Source organism: Peribacillus sp. NPDC096540, from assembly GCF_050278525.1.
GTDB lineage: Bacteria > Bacillota > Bacilli > Bacillales > DSM-1321 > Peribacillus.
Map to the genome: position 1 here is coordinate 94,302 of NZ_JBNNTG010000017.1, position 12,943 is coordinate 107,244.

The following is a 12,943-nucleotide window of genomic DNA, read 5'->3' on the forward strand; positions in this document are numbered from 1 at the left end:
CTTATTCTTTTTTTGAAATTAGGGGGATACAAAATGCGCGTTGACGGAAGGCTGAATACTGAATTAAGGACGATACAGATCCAAAAAGATTATTTGAAGCATCCTGAAGGTTCGGTATTAATTACCGTCGGTGACACAAAGGTCATCTGTACCGCAAGCGTTGATGAGCGGGTTCCGCCGTTCATGCGTGGTAAAAAGAAAGGTTGGATTAATGCGGAGTATTCGATGCTTCCGCGAGCAACAAATCAACGGACAATCAGGGAATCGGCAAAAGGGAAAATAACAGGGCGCACGATGGAAATTCAGAGGCTAATTGGACGGTCACTGCGGGCAGTGGTCGATTTAGAGGCGCTAGGTGAGAAAACGATCTGGATTGATTGCGATGTTATTCAAGCAGACGGCGGCACTCGGACAGCTTCAATTACAGGCGCATTCGTCGCATTGGCTCTTGCTTTAAATAAGCTGGATGAAGAGGGGAAACTGGCGGTATTTCCGTTGAAAAATTATCTAGCAGCAACAAGTGTCGGGATTATTGAAGAAGCAGGAGTTGTGTTAGACTTAAATTATCTTGAAGACTCAAGCGCCCTTGTGGATATGAATATCATCATGACCGGCAGTGGTGAATTTGTCGAATTGCAGGGCACAGGGGAAGAGGCAACTTTTACATATAACGAGTTACAGCAACTACTTTCAATAGCTCAAGAAGGACTTCAAACCTTATTTGAGGTGCAAAAAGAAGCACTTGGAGTTATTGCCGATAAAATACAAAAGGGTGAGACAAAGTATGAAGACAGTAATTATTGCAACGAAAAATAAAGGAAAAGCCAAAGAATTCGAAAGTCTATTTTCTGCAAAAGGATATGAAGTAAAAACACTTCTTGACGTACCGGACGCACCGGATGTGGAGGAAACAGGAAAGACTTTTGAAGAAAATGCAATTCTTAAAGCAGAAGCCATTGCCCATCAACTAGGTCACTTCGTGATTGCTGATGACTCCGGTTTGATTGTCGATGCATTAGATGGACGTCCAGGTGTATACTCTGCGCGCTATGCTGGCGAGTCAAAGAGTGATGAAGCGAACACGAAAAAGGTTCTGCAGGAACTAGAGGGTGTACCAGAAGCGGAAAGAACAGCAAGGTTTTATTGCGCCTTAGCGTTAGCGTCACCAAATCAGGAAACAATCACTGTTTCTGGGACGATGGAAGGCTTGATTACCGAAAAGCCTTCAGGAACGAATGGGTTTGGATATGACCCAGTCTTTTTTGTTAAAGAGCAAGGGAAAACAAATGCTGAACTGACAAAAGAGGAAAAAAACCAAATCAGCCACCGTGCCCATGCATTGAAGGCTTTGGATGAAAAACTAGGTCAATTTCTAAAAAGGGAAGAAGGAATGTGACGATGAAAGTGCTAATAATGAGTGACAGTCATGGCTTAACTCATGAAATCAGCATGATAACCGACCGTCATAAACAAGAAGTTGCAACCATGATTCATTGCGGTGATTCAGAGCTAGAAAGCAAAGACCCTCTCATGAAGGGCTTTTTAGCTGTACGGGGGAACTGTGACATTGATGCTGCCTATCCGGATGACATTGTTGAAGAAATCGGTGGCAAGCGCTTTTTCTTTACCCACGGACATTTGTATAACATCAAGATGACTTTAATGAATTTGTCTTATAAAAGTGAAGAAATCGGTGCCGATATTATTTGCTTCGGTCACTCCCATGCCGCTGGTTCCGAGTGGATTGACGGCAGGCTCTTCATCAATCCAGGCAGCATACGCCAGCCACGCGGACGAAAAGAGAAAACATATGCCATTTTGGATATTGGAAGCGACCAACTTGAAATCATCTATTATGATCTTGAAGGAAAAATCGTTGAGGAGCTAGGTAGGGCTTATCGAATCGACTAACTTAATGTATAATGAACAGGAAGCGTTTTTCCCGCTTCCTGGCTTATAAAAAAGAAAAAAACTTTTTTATGAAAAACCGTTGACTTTCTTTTGGTATCCTACTATAATAAGAAGTGTCCTAAGGGAACAGTTAAGGTAATACATAAGTTTTGCCGCAACTTATATCATAAATGTCTCAGTAGCTCAGCTGGATAGAGCAACGCCCTTCTAAGGCGTCGGTCGGGAGTTCGAATCTCTCCTGGGACGCTAACAAAGTGGCTTTAAAGCCCGATGCGAAAACCTTCTATATCGTTTAGTGAAACGGTCAGTATAACGGTCATGTAAGAAATTACACCGTATATCGACTTATCTTACTAACGATATAGGAGGTTTTTTTCGTATGACCAAAAGAAAAGGATTATTAGATGTTGAAGTAGACGTAAGAGGACTATTAGAGGAAATACCTGTATCTAGTACTATCGCTTCTAAACCAAGGGCGTTCCAATGTATTTTTTTCATATATTAGCACCAAAAAGGTGTAAATGATCGAAAATGTTAATTTGTTTTTGGGAATGAGTTTTGGTTCTATGAATAGACATAAATAAATTGTTTTTTTATTAAAGGGATTAATAGCCCCATAAACGACTGTTTGTGGGGCTGGTTTTTTTGAAGTAACGTGTATTATAGATGAAGATATTTCCTTTATTTTTGTTCCGCAATCGGGCCATATTCTAGAATAAGGAAGGGAATTAAAAGGTACTTCTTGAATTGTAAGTTAAGCCAGAAAAAGGCAGGATTATTAAGAGAGATAACATATTTTTAATTATTAAATCGTAATGGGTGGAGGGATTTCAATGGATTTGTATTACGAAGTTAATGGTAATGGTCATCCTGTGGTTCTCCTCACTGGTGGTGCTGATGTACGGAACTGGACATTTGTCGCATCTCTTTTAGCGAAACACTACAAGGTCGTTGCTTTTGACGGACGTGGGACCGGGAAATCACCGTCCCCTTTAGAAGATGTCAACCAGGTTGAAGATTTGCTGTCGCTGCTTGATCATCTAGAAATCAATCAGGCGACACTCATCGGTCACTCAATGGGTGGCCAAATTGCCACTGAATTCGCTCTGAATTATCCTGAAAGGGTTTCAAAACTTGTTTTGCTTGCGCCTGGATTATCTGGGTTTAGCTATTCTAAGGAATTTGAAGAGAGTATGAAGACGATTCATGAAGCTGCCCCCGATATCGATAAGATGATTGAGCTTTTGCTCAGTGATCCATCGTATCGTGTTGTAACAATGAGTCCTCACCGGAATTTGATGGTTCAAATGCTCCGGCACCATATGAACCGAATGTTTGAATGGCCGGCTGTTAAATTGATTTGGCCGCAACCACCGGCCATCGAAAGATTAGGAGAATTGACGGCCAAAACATTATTGATAATCGGTAAGGAAGATTCACCCGATAACCTTCGTGTTGCCAATTACTTTCGAAAGCACTCAGACGCTCGAATCATAGAAATTCCAGGTGCTGATCATATGGTCAATCTCACCCATCCCGAGAAACTGTATCGTCAAATTACTGGTTTTATGAAGGAATGAAAAGTTTACTATGCCAAAGACTCCGGAAATTCATTCGTCAGTTTTGTAACTTATCTAACTAAAATAAACAGGATGACATTGCTTTCTCTAGCTGCCTTTTATAACATGGGTAGGTCATCATGAATTAATAAGTTATATATGATAAAAGAAGAGAACGCTTATAACAAAGTGTTCTCCTCTTGTTGATTATTATGATAACTTCGAATTGTTCGATAGAGTGTATTCTGCATTTTTTTACTGCAAGCTTCATTCAAGTACCATGATAAATTTTGAATTAATGTAGGGGTGTTCTATAACTCTGCAAAATTTATTATTACTAGTATTGCAATGAGTATTATACTAGGTTATAATAAAAATCACGATTACGGTCTAAGTTCGAAAAGTGACCGTTATACTGAACTGAAGAAAATCAGCGAAATGTCTCAGTAGCTCAGCTGGATAGAGCAACGCCCTTCTAAGGCGTCGGTCGGGAGTTCGAATCTCTCCTGGGACGCTAACAAAAACAGCCAAGACCTTTAAAAGGTTTTGGCTGTTTTACTTTTATCGGGAGAAAGTTAAAATGATTGTTCGGGGGAGTTTTTCCTTATTTTAGGTATTGATTTTTATTATGTATAATAATAGTCCTATACATTGGTGTAGGGTCTTTTTTTCGTTTTAGGGCAAGTGAACGAGCATAATATCAGGATTGAATCAATTCTTTTTACCTTGGAAAAAATCTATGGGGAAATAAATCGGTTTCTAAGCATAAGAATGAATGTCTATTGATTTGTGATTATAGAACTATTCATGTTCGTATTCCTTCAAGGAAGTTTTTTATTTCTTATTTATCGCAGGTAGATTATCTTTTATGTCGAATTTGTAATAAATAAGGAGTTGTTCAGATGAATAAAGATAGATTATTTAAGTTCATTCAAACTTCCACTCGAGGTAATTTCTTTTCAGTAGAGATAGCCGAAGATGGAACTAAGGTAGTTCAATTAGCTAAGGAATTAGAAAAGGAAGGAAGAATTAAGTTAAGAGCGTGTACGAGAAAAGAACAAGGTGTTTATCTGGAAGGAATACTTAAGTTTGTGCCTAACTAATACTTATTCAGTTTTATCGAATCATTTCCAATCATTATTTGAAAAAACATCCAACTAGTTGGATGCTTTTTTTACTTTGTACATCAATTCCTATTAAATGTTTGAAGGTTTTTATTTATAATTTTGCGATTTTTATTATTGCCGTTTTTAATCCTTCAACGGTTGAACTTTTATCTTCACTGTTAGGTTGCTTGGCACTTAATTGGTTTTGTATAAGTATTTCAATGGTTTCATGTAACTCAAGCATATCCATCCGATACATTATGCAGTGTCTTGTGTAAATCAATTACACTCACTTATTGAGTTTGCCGAAGTGGTTTAGTAACATCTGAAGAGAATCCTTGGTTAATGTTACTCTGAAATCAACTTTTCCATAGGTTATTTTTTCTAAATGAGATTCGATTTTTGATATAATTACGGAAATGGCTAACAGGATTCAGAAAATATAGGAGGAATGTATGAAGGGACTTAATGATGAATGGATCATGGAGGGACATGGTGATTTTAATTTCACCGTATGGAGAGATTATTTTCAAGAAAACAAGATGAATGTGCAGCAGGTGAATTGGAGTGATGCTTATAAACTTTCTAAGCATGAGTTACAAACGATCTATAAGTCCATTCAACAGTTTCAAGTAGGGGAAAGTTCAGAGGGGAAGTTTTTAATCAAAGCTGCCAAGGATTATCTAGTCGATCAGCATGATAAGAGCTATTTGCAAGCACTTACACTTTTTATTCAGGAAGAACAAAGACATGCGCGTGACTTAGGACTATTTATGAAAAAGCAGCACATTCCAATAATTAAAAAGCACTGGGTGGACCAAGTATTTAGGCGGCTTAGAAGGTTTGCTAATTTAGAACAGTCTATTACTGTTTTGTTAACTGCTGAAATAATCGCTACTGTGTATTATGATGCATTAAAACAAGTTACAAGTTCTGGGGATTTACATGATTTATGTGGACAAATTCTTCGTGATGAAGCTAAGCATGTGGAATTTCAATCTCACACAATAAAAAGGCTGTCAAAGCATCGGAATAAATGCTTAAAGAAATCAATTAGCTTTTTGCGAATGTTTTTATTAGCAGGAACTTTACTCACTGTTTGGGTATATCACTACAAAGTATTAAAAGCAGGGGGATATAGTTTCCTTAAATATTTTAGATCGGCGTTCAATGAATTTTATAGATCAGAAGGATTAATTAATCAGTAAGTTGAACGCGGGAGAATGTCTGTATTTTGTGAAAAATGGATATTCATAGTTAGTAGGATATGTTGATATAAAATGACTGTGTCAGTGTTAAACCAGTATTGTTGAGGTTTCCTCACGATTGTTACAGATAAATTTTGTTTTTTTATTTCGCTCATTAAATACTAATTCATCAAACATGCATAGACCGATGTAGCATCATTCGTAAAGATAACATTCAACGTATATTTGTCAACAGGAGATGATTCTTTTGTAAGAAAATCTCTTGTTGGTAGCCTCCTCATATCAAGGAACGTCCAATCCACTCAGTAAATAATCTGGCCAATCAATAACAAACTCCCAATAACCCAATTACTTAATACCTTCTTGAAAGCTCTCTCTTTTTCCAAACCTATATGCCCTCAAAGTCTTACCCCATATTGTGTAACGTAACTAATGGTGAAAATGAATAAATGGTTATCCTATTATGATATAAAAGTGACTAATTCTCAAAAAATATTGACATAATGCAAACAAATTAATATTATGTTTATTATATTATAAACTTTACAAGGAAGTGTTTGTTTGATGCAAGATGCAGAAATGTTTTGGAGTGCATCGCATGATGAGCTAAAACAGGGCTATATCCAAGAAGAGAATCAGTTTATTTGTTTGCTGTGCGGAAATACAGTTCAAAAAGGGATAGTGTATCCAAAAGATGGGACTCTTTATGAGGCAGAGAGGTATATGCGTATTCATATCGAAAATGCACATCAATCGGTATTCGAATACTTGATTGATCTCGATAAGAAACTAACAGGTCTCACAGATCATCAGAATCGCCTTCTTCGTCTTTTTTATCAAGGGAAAAACGATGCTGAGGTTCAAGAGGAAATGGGAATTGGAAGTTCTTCTACCATTCGGAACCATCGCTTTGTATTAAAAGAGAAGGAGCGTCAAGCTAAGTTATTTTTGGCCATGATGGAACTTTTAAAAGATAAAGATAAACATGCGCCGGCATTTGTCCCTCTTCATCAAAAAGCAAGGATGGTGGATGATCGTTATAATGTTACACAGGATGAAATGAAGGTCATATTGAAAAAATTCTTTCCACAAGGTAGTCAGGCTGCTTTGAGTACTTTTCCACCAAAGGAAAAACAAAGGTTTATTGTTCTTCAAGAAATTTCGAAACGTTTTAAAAATGATCAGAAATATAACGAAAAAGAAATCAATCAAATATTGGATGCGGCTTATCATGACTATGTTCTTTTGAGAAGATATTTAATAGAATATGGATTCTTGGATAGAAAGCCTGATGGAAGCCAATATTGGCTGAAGAAATGACGACTGGAGGCAATGAAGATGGATCGAAAAAAAGAATTGAAGCAATTATATAAAGAAACAAAAGTTGAGGCGGGAGTTTATCAAATAAAAAACACGATAAATAATAAAGTGTTTATCGGAAGCACCAGGAATTTAAAGACATTAAAGGGTAAACAATTTGAATTGGAAATGGGATCAAGTACTAATAAAATGCTGCAAGATGAATGGAATCAATATGGGGAAGAAGCCTTTTCTTTTGAGGTGCTAGAGGTTCTAAAACCGAAAGAAACAGGATATTTTGACGCCAAACGGGAATTGAAAAAACTTGAGGAAGCATGGTTGGAAAAAATACAGCCATATGAAGAAAGAGGATACAATAGGGTAAAATCCAGCTGAAGTGTATCTGAATTTAAAGAGATAGCAGATAATCAATCTTAGATTATTCACCGAATTCCCGGCATGCCAAAGTAGGATGCACATCGCCCTCATTTCTGTAAAAAAATTGGGTAAATAAGGTATTATTGATGTGAAGAATAATATATTTAAGTGTTTACGATAAGGGGACGAGGGAATGGGAAATGAAGATAAATATTTAAGAGCGAAAAAGAGGGTGGAAAACCTTAAGGCATTCTACATTCATCTAACGGTGTATTGTTTGGTTAATATTATGCTTTTTGTTATTAACCTAATGACGGATGCTGGTTATTGGTGGTTCCTCTATCCCCTTGGAGGATGGGGAATTGGAGTTCTGGTACACGGTTTAACAACTTTTGCACATGGTAACTTCGGATCGGAATGGGAAGAAAGAAAGATAAAGGAATACATGGAAAAGGATAAAAAGGATATCTAACAAAATATGAATAAGTTCAATGTAAGGAACCAGTTATGGTTCTTTTCAGTTTTTAAGACAAAAGGGGTTCGGAATTAAAACATTTCGAACCCCTTTTGATATTTTCTTGGAATTTTGCTCAAGATTAAGAGCTTGGGTCTCTACGAGATCATAACGTTAGGCCATTTTTGGACCTTGCCATGTCCAATTGGCCTCTACTTTAAATTCATGGATGCGAAAGAAAGCATCGCTTGCATCGACAATTTTTTAAGTCCCCTTAAAGTAGTCCAAAGCATACCATGCTTTTCTTTTGCATCTGCGAATAAACGCTCAATCGTTTTCTTTACGTTTCGCACAAATAGGTTTTACATCTTGATAATGACGCAGATGATCTGCTTCTTCCGTATATTCTTGCCAAATATGGCGTGTCACCACTTTTTGATGGTCTTAGCTTTCTGTACACTGTGATGAGCAAGTCGCACAAATGTGTTTGGATGATTTATACTCGCGATAGCCCTCTTTATTTGTTGTTGAGTACTTTAAAATCTCTCCCGATGGGCAGAGATAACAATCATAATGTTCATCGTAAACATACTCATGTTTGCGGAAGAATCCTTCTTTTGCTCGAAGACGTGTATAGGGTTAAGCCGGTGTGATTTCTTTGTCAAAAAGGTAGCTTGTAATGGAGCGATCGCTAAAGAATTAAAAATCCACCTGAGTGCGGCCTTCTATTGGATACATAAGGTTTTATATGCCTTGCAATCACTTGGTCACCGGAAACTTTTAGGAATTATTGAAAGTGAAGAAACCTTTTTCTTAGAGAGCGATAAAGGTAAGAAGAATATTACTCACCGAAAACCTCGTAAAAGAGGAGGTTCTGCTTCCAAAAGGGGTATATCGAAAGAACAAGTATGTGTGATTGTTGCTCACGATAGAAACGGTGAAATCCTTTCTAAAGTGGCTGGTAAAGGACGAATAACGGCTTTTGAAATAGATGCTGTACTAGGTGATTACTTAGATAAATCTGCTTTACTATGTACAGATACGGCAACTAACTATAAAAAGTTTGTGGCTATAAAAGGATTAAAGCACCAAGCTATTAATGCACGTAATAAGGAATTTGTTCGACAAAAAATTTATCACGTTCAGCACGTTAATAGCTATCATCGAAGATTAAAAGACTGGATGGAACGATTTAATGGTGTAGCAACAAAATATCTAAATGGTTATCTGATATGGCATCGTTTCTTAGAGTTAAATAAAAAATTGTCTTCTAAAGAAAATACAAATGAAATGTTATTGAATGCTTGTAAAAAAGCAAATTTTACAACTGAATCGATATCAGAAATATAAACTGATGTATTTCACTTTTGGAGCGGAAGAATAAAAGAAGAACAAGAAGTTTCGTTACTAAAACCTACTTGTTCCTCCCTTTCTATGTTTAATCTTCTAAAGATGGACGTAAGGCGAACAAGTAAAATATACTAATCAAACTATAACGGTTTTACAGGTACGCATATTTCGCAATATTCGTTGTTAATCATATCACCAGTGTATCTTTCTAAAATCGGTTTATTATCAATTTGATATCCACTGTTTTGGAAAGATGAGAAAATTTCAGCCCAGGCTTTTTGAATATCTTCTGCTGTATGTTTGACTTTGCGAATAAAGTATTCACCACCAGAAAGTTCACTTTCGCAAATTGAATCATCAATTTGATAATCCTTTGAAATCACAATACAAGCGTCATATCTACAATTTTCAGGAAGTGTTGTTTCAGGATTATCTTGTGGAATTCCAAGTATGATTGCCGATTCGAGAAGATTGTTCTCTTCAGCCCATTTCTTTAATTTTTCCATTGCTTGACCATTATTGGGACTATATGGACCAACTTGTCGCACATATGCAATGCGATAATTGGGAAGAATTTCAACATTAATATTCATAGTTCCTTCCTCCTTTCTCCATAAATACTTACTGCAATTCGAATACTATTAGGTTATAAAAATATAATCAATTGTTTTTTTAAAATTTATGATTTTCTTATTAATCCAAAGCCGACAAAAGCTAACTTCAAAATGGTCCTCATCTATTAATAAGATAGCAACAATCTTTTAGAACATAGCCAACAAAAAAGACTGTAGGCAAAAGCTTATATCTAATTGTTAAAGCAAAGTGGATTGGAACGGAAGGTGTGAGACTCCTGCGGGAAAAGCGCGTCCAAGGGAGACCCCGCAGGCGCAAAGGCGCCGAGGAGGCTCCCGGACCGCCCGCGGAAAGCGAGTGCCTGAAGTGGAAAGTAACGTTCAAATTTTACACCCCCTCAAAAAAACTTAGACAATCTCCAATACTATAATACTATCGAGTTTGTTTACAGTCTGAAGGAACCAGTTATGGTTCCTTTTTTAGTATAGAGAGATTCTTAGTTCTAGTTAATTTTAAATGAACCTTATAGAAGGTTAATGATAACCTCGTACTTGTTGTTAGTTTTTAAATGGTTTAAGCTATTATTATGGGAATCAGATAGAGCTGTTTTTTGGAATAGATGCTGAGTCTCTTAGAGGAGCTTTACTAAATAATTAATTTTTAGGAGTTGCGCATGAAAAAAATAGGATGGATTATAACTGGAATAGGGGCTTTTTTCGCACTGGGTGCCTTGCTTTATCCTTTGAATGTTATTGATAAAACACTATGTATTTATTTATTACTTGGTGGTGCGGGGCTTATGTTTGTCGGATCTATGTTTAGAGCCTTTTCGCTCCTTAAGAGATAAAATAATAAATGAAAAGGTTGGTATATACCAGGGGCATTAGAAATAATCGAGGGTCTTTGGTGTATCAGTCTGTTTTTTAGCTCCGTGTGTCAATGTGAAAAAGCTATCACTGTGATATGATTTAATCATAAATCATTCAAGATAAGGTGATGACATGGAAAAAAATCAATTAAAGTATGCACAGCAGCATCTGGCTAATGAACGTACCTTTTTGGCGTGGATCAGAACGGTGATTGCGATTGTAGGTGTTGGTTTTTTAACCACGAGTTTGCATTTTACGATTGGCGTGCATCGGGACGACCGGATTGATTTGATTAGTATTGTGTTGGGGATGTTTACTTGTGCCTTGGGTTTAGTGATTACTGTATTGGCGACTATTGGTTATTTGCATAAGAAGCGACAAATTAACGAGGAGAAGTTCAAGCCCTCTAGTGCGCAGGTAATTCTCATAGCGGTCTTTATGGTGATTATGCTATTGATGATTATTTTATATTTTCTTTTTATAAAATTTTAACAGGCTGTCCTATCCAGTATAGGGCAGTTTTTTTAGTTTCTTCTTATATATTTATCCTTACATAATTATGGAAAGAATCCTTCCATTAATAATAAAAGTTGAATTAAGAAAACTTTAACCTGTTGACAATTGTCTATAAATTTGGAAGAAAGGATGAGGGTAATGGAGGAGATGTTTACAGAATATCTGGTAACTGGTGAAGAAGATATTTGGTTGGATGAGATTATGACTGTATACGGCCAGGATATTCTTCAGCTTGTGTACTCATATGTGAAAAATCTCACTGTGGCCGAAGATTTAACGCAGGAGATTTTTGTGAAGTGTTATAAAGCATTGCCTACATATAAAAAGCAATCAAAGTTGAGAACATGGTTATGGAAGATTGCTATAAATCACTGTAAGGATTATTTGAAAAGCTGGTACCATCTGAACATCGAATATACGGTGGATGAGCGGGTGGAGCCACAGGCAGGGGTGAGTGTCGAAGAAACCATTCTTAAGCTTGATTAGGATCAAATGCTTGCTCATACCGTGATGAATCTGCCGATAAAACACAGGGAAGTGATTTACTTATTTTATTTTCAAGAGTTATCGATAAAAGAGATTTCTGAAATGACGGGAATCAGCCAAGGTACAATAAAAACCCGGATGCGGCGGGCGAAAGCGATGCTAAAAGAGAAGCTGGAGGGTTATAACGATGGAAGATAAATTGAATCAGCTCAACCGTGCAATGAAAAGAACCGTTTTTGCTGATGTAAAGTTTACTGACAAACAAAAGACGTCTATTAAACAGAGACTTGTCGAGGTAAAGGAAAGCGATGAGGAAGTAATGATCGCCATTTTTCGAATTCTCCAGGAGGAACAAAGCGGTTATCAGATTATGTCATCCTTAATAAGGCGGGGCATTGAAAAGTTCACCAAGCAGGAGGGGATTTTGTATACAATGCTGCATGACTTGGAACAGAGGGGTTTCATTGAGGCCAAATGGGAACAGACGGAGAAGAAATTATACCGTCTTAGTAATAAAGGGCGCCGAATGCTTGCAAAGTCAGAATCTAAACAAAGTGCAGGTTCTAACATCTTGCAAACTGTTTTAGAGGGGTGAAAATGGTGAAAAAAGAACAATTTCTTCATGATGTAAAACAGTTTATCCGTTCCAAAGAGGCAAAACGATTCGTATCAGATGAACTAGAATTCCATCTGAAGCAGTCAACTGAGGCTCTAAAGAAACAAGGATACACAGAAGAAGAGGCCGAAGTGAGGGCCGTTCAACAGATGGGAAGCCCGATTACAATCGGCCAAAAGTTAAATCGTTTGCACAGGCCTAAAGTAGACTGGCGTTTGACAGTTTTATTTTTATTGGTGACGGCTCTTGGTTTCATTCCACTGTTTGTATTAAGTGCAGAGTCCTATTATTATTCTTTCTATGCTAAATTGGTCGGCAGCCTTCTTGGTATAGGAGTTGCTGGTGCGGTCATGTTTATGGATTATACGAAATTATCTAAATTTGGATGGGTGTTTTATCATTTCCCGCCAGAAGACTCCCTCTTCAAGCGTGTGAAGGGCGAGATGAATGGCGGTTGGCATAAGCCAAAGTATTCTTTTGACAAACGTACGTTCGGTGGTTAATAATAACTATAAGGGGGTGGAACCAATGGTCGTAAACAAAGCTTATAAATTTCGAATCTATCCAACTAAAGAACAACTAGTTCTAATCAATAAAACGATCGGCTGCTCCCGTTTT

16 protein-coding genes, 2 tRNA genes and 3 pseudogenes are annotated in these 12,943 nt (G+C 37.1%); 18 read left to right on the top strand and 3 right to left on the bottom strand.

Features of this window, described 5'->3' with window-relative positions; genetic code table 11:
* The first annotated feature begins 33 nt into the window (after window positions 1–33).
* The 8 genes from rph (at window position 34) to ACQKMR_RS15765 (ending at window position 5,784) form a co-directional block, all read left to right on the top strand.
* Entirely contained in the window at window positions 34–816 is a 783-nt protein-coding gene (gene rph, locus ACQKMR_RS15730; protein WP_427698133.1) for a ribonuclease PH, read from the top strand.
* Window positions 785–1,396, top strand: a complete 612-nt coding sequence (locus tag ACQKMR_RS15735) for an XTP/dITP diphosphatase (RefSeq protein ID WP_427698134.1) — start codon at window positions 785–787, stop codon at window positions 1,394–1,396. Before rph ends, ACQKMR_RS15735 begins: the two co-directional genes overlap by 32 nt.
* A 2-nt stretch (window positions 1,397–1,398) precedes the next feature.
* Window positions 1,399–1,911 carry a metallophosphoesterase family protein gene (locus ACQKMR_RS15740; RefSeq protein WP_427698135.1) on the top strand — a complete coding sequence of 171 codons (513 nt, stop codon included), beginning with the start codon at window positions 1,399–1,401 and terminating at the stop codon, window positions 1,909–1,911.
* Between the two features lie 172 nt (window positions 1,912–2,083).
* Window positions 2,084–2,157, top strand: a tRNA-Arg gene (locus ACQKMR_RS15745).
* A 587-nt stretch (window positions 2,158–2,744) separates the two neighbouring features.
* Window positions 2,745–3,491, top strand: coding sequence for an alpha/beta fold hydrolase (locus tag ACQKMR_RS15750; RefSeq protein ID WP_427698136.1), 747 nt, complete (start codon window positions 2,745–2,747; stop codon window positions 3,489–3,491).
* A gap of 419 nt (window positions 3,492–3,910) precedes the next feature.
* Window positions 3,911–3,984, top strand: a tRNA-Arg gene (locus ACQKMR_RS15755).
* A 388-nt stretch (window positions 3,985–4,372) separates the two neighbouring features.
* Window positions 4,373–4,573, top strand: a complete 201-nt coding sequence (locus ACQKMR_RS15760; RefSeq protein WP_427698137.1) for a hypothetical protein — start codon at window positions 4,373–4,375, stop codon at window positions 4,571–4,573.
* A 458-nt stretch (window positions 4,574–5,031) separates the two neighbouring features.
* The gene (locus ACQKMR_RS15765) at window positions 5,032–5,784 is read left to right on the top strand and encodes a hypothetical protein (protein WP_427698138.1); all 753 of its coding nucleotides are present in this window, start codon (window positions 5,032–5,034) and stop codon (window positions 5,782–5,784) included.
* Between the two features lie 161 nt (window positions 5,785–5,945).
* Here ACQKMR_RS15765 and ACQKMR_RS15770 read toward each other — a convergent pair whose 3' ends face one another.
* On the bottom strand, window positions 5,946–6,086 hold the full coding sequence (locus ACQKMR_RS15770) for a DUF5412 family protein (RefSeq protein WP_427698139.1): 141 nt from the start codon (window positions 6,084–6,086) through the stop codon (window positions 5,946–5,948).
* A gap of 262 nt (window positions 6,087–6,348) precedes the next feature.
* Between ACQKMR_RS15770 and ACQKMR_RS15775 the strand changes: the two genes are divergently transcribed.
* From ACQKMR_RS15775 to ACQKMR_RS15785, 3 genes are all read left to right on the top strand, one after another.
* Window positions 6,349–7,104: a DUF2087 domain-containing protein gene (locus ACQKMR_RS15775; RefSeq protein WP_427698150.1), complete on the top strand. Its 756-nt coding sequence runs from the start codon at window positions 6,349–6,351 to the stop codon at window positions 7,102–7,104.
* A gap of 18 nt (window positions 7,105–7,122) precedes the next feature.
* Window positions 7,123–7,479 (top strand): GIY-YIG nuclease family protein, encoded by a 357-nt coding sequence (locus ACQKMR_RS15780; protein WP_427698140.1) that lies wholly within the window; start codon window positions 7,123–7,125, stop codon window positions 7,477–7,479.
* Window positions 7,480–7,654: 175 nt separating this feature from the next.
* Window positions 7,655–7,933, top strand: coding sequence for a 2TM domain-containing protein (locus ACQKMR_RS15785; RefSeq protein WP_427698141.1), 279 nt, complete (start codon window positions 7,655–7,657; stop codon window positions 7,931–7,933).
* A 156-nt stretch (window positions 7,934–8,089) separates the two neighbouring features.
* Here ACQKMR_RS15785 and ACQKMR_RS15790 read toward each other — a convergent pair.
* Window positions 8,090–8,563 (bottom strand): annotated as a pseudogene (locus ACQKMR_RS15790) (transposase); the annotation flags it as partial.
* 39 nt (window positions 8,564–8,602) lie between these two features.
* Here ACQKMR_RS15790 and ACQKMR_RS15795 point away from each other — a divergent pair.
* A pseudogene (locus ACQKMR_RS15795) lies at window positions 8,603–9,265 on the top strand (IS1595 family transposase); the annotation flags it as partial.
* 140 nt (window positions 9,266–9,405) lie between these two features.
* Here the strand turns inward: ACQKMR_RS15795 and ACQKMR_RS15800 are convergent.
* Window positions 9,406–9,858 carry an AraC family transcriptional regulator gene (locus tag ACQKMR_RS15800; protein WP_427698142.1) on the bottom strand — a complete coding sequence of 151 codons (453 nt, stop codon included), beginning with the start codon at window positions 9,856–9,858 and terminating at the stop codon, window positions 9,406–9,408.
* 653 nt (window positions 9,859–10,511) lie between these two features.
* Here ACQKMR_RS15800 and ACQKMR_RS15805 point away from each other — a divergent pair.
* From ACQKMR_RS15805 to ACQKMR_RS15830, 6 genes and pseudogenes are all read left to right on the top strand, one after another.
* Window positions 10,512–10,685 (top strand): hypothetical protein, encoded by a 174-nt coding sequence (locus tag ACQKMR_RS15805; RefSeq protein WP_427698143.1) that lies wholly within the window; start codon window positions 10,512–10,514, stop codon window positions 10,683–10,685.
* A gap of 154 nt (window positions 10,686–10,839) precedes the next feature.
* Window positions 10,840–11,199, top strand: a complete 360-nt coding sequence (locus ACQKMR_RS15810) for a YidH family protein (protein ID WP_427698144.1) — start codon at window positions 10,840–10,842, stop codon at window positions 11,197–11,199.
* 162 nt (window positions 11,200–11,361) lie between these two features.
* A pseudogene (locus ACQKMR_RS15815) lies at window positions 11,362–11,907 on the top strand (sigma-70 family RNA polymerase sigma factor).
* Window positions 11,897–12,304, top strand: a complete 408-nt coding sequence (locus ACQKMR_RS15820) for a PadR family transcriptional regulator (RefSeq protein ID WP_427698145.1) — start codon at window positions 11,897–11,899, stop codon at window positions 12,302–12,304. The pseudogene ACQKMR_RS15815 and the gene ACQKMR_RS15820 overlap by 11 nt, the downstream one beginning before the upstream one ends.
* Before the next feature lie 5 nt (window positions 12,305–12,309).
* Window positions 12,310–12,828, top strand: coding sequence for a permease prefix domain 1-containing protein (locus ACQKMR_RS15825; RefSeq protein WP_427698146.1), 519 nt, complete (start codon window positions 12,310–12,312; stop codon window positions 12,826–12,828).
* Between the two features lie 25 nt (window positions 12,829–12,853).
* A partial coding sequence (locus ACQKMR_RS15830; protein ID WP_427697082.1) for a helix-turn-helix domain-containing protein occupies window positions 12,854–12,943 on the top strand: 90 nt, incomplete at its 3' end.

What these genes read in the sequence shown, in the direction of transcription:
- ACQKMR_RS15785 (WP_427698141.1), top strand. Translation starts at nt 7,655, where the DNA reads ATGGGAAATGAAGATAAATATTTAAGAGCGAAAAAGAGGGTGGAAAAC.
- ACQKMR_RS15735 (WP_427698134.1), top strand. Translation starts at nt 785, where the DNA reads ATGAAGACAGTAATTATTGCAACGAAAAATAAAGGAAAAGCCAAAGAA.
- ACQKMR_RS15810 (WP_427698144.1), top strand. Translation starts at nt 10,840, where the DNA reads ATGGAAAAAAATCAATTAAAGTATGCACAGCAGCATCTGGCTAATGAA.
- rph (WP_427698133.1), top strand. Translation starts at nt 34, where the DNA reads ATGCGCGTTGACGGAAGGCTGAATACTGAATTAAGGACGATACAGATC.
- ACQKMR_RS15800 (WP_427698142.1), bottom strand. Translation starts at nt 9,858, where the DNA reads ATGAATATTAATGTTGAAATTCTTCCCAATTATCGCATTGCATATGTG.
- ACQKMR_RS15750 (WP_427698136.1), top strand. Translation starts at nt 2,745, where the DNA reads ATGGATTTGTATTACGAAGTTAATGGTAATGGTCATCCTGTGGTTCTC.
- ACQKMR_RS15820 (WP_427698145.1), top strand. Translation starts at nt 11,897, where the DNA reads ATGGAAGATAAATTGAATCAGCTCAACCGTGCAATGAAAAGAACCGTT.
- ACQKMR_RS15760 (WP_427698137.1), top strand. Translation starts at nt 4,373, where the DNA reads ATGAATAAAGATAGATTATTTAAGTTCATTCAAACTTCCACTCGAGGT.
- ACQKMR_RS15775 (WP_427698150.1), top strand. Translation starts at nt 6,349, where the DNA reads ATGCAAGATGCAGAAATGTTTTGGAGTGCATCGCATGATGAGCTAAAA.
- ACQKMR_RS15805 (WP_427698143.1), top strand. Translation starts at nt 10,512, where the DNA reads ATGAAAAAAATAGGATGGATTATAACTGGAATAGGGGCTTTTTTCGCA.
- ACQKMR_RS15765 (WP_427698138.1), top strand. Translation starts at nt 5,032, where the DNA reads ATGAAGGGACTTAATGATGAATGGATCATGGAGGGACATGGTGATTTT.
- ACQKMR_RS15740 (WP_427698135.1), top strand. Translation starts at nt 1,399, where the DNA reads ATGAAAGTGCTAATAATGAGTGACAGTCATGGCTTAACTCATGAAATC.
- ACQKMR_RS15780 (WP_427698140.1), top strand. Translation starts at nt 7,123, where the DNA reads ATGGATCGAAAAAAAGAATTGAAGCAATTATATAAAGAAACAAAAGTT.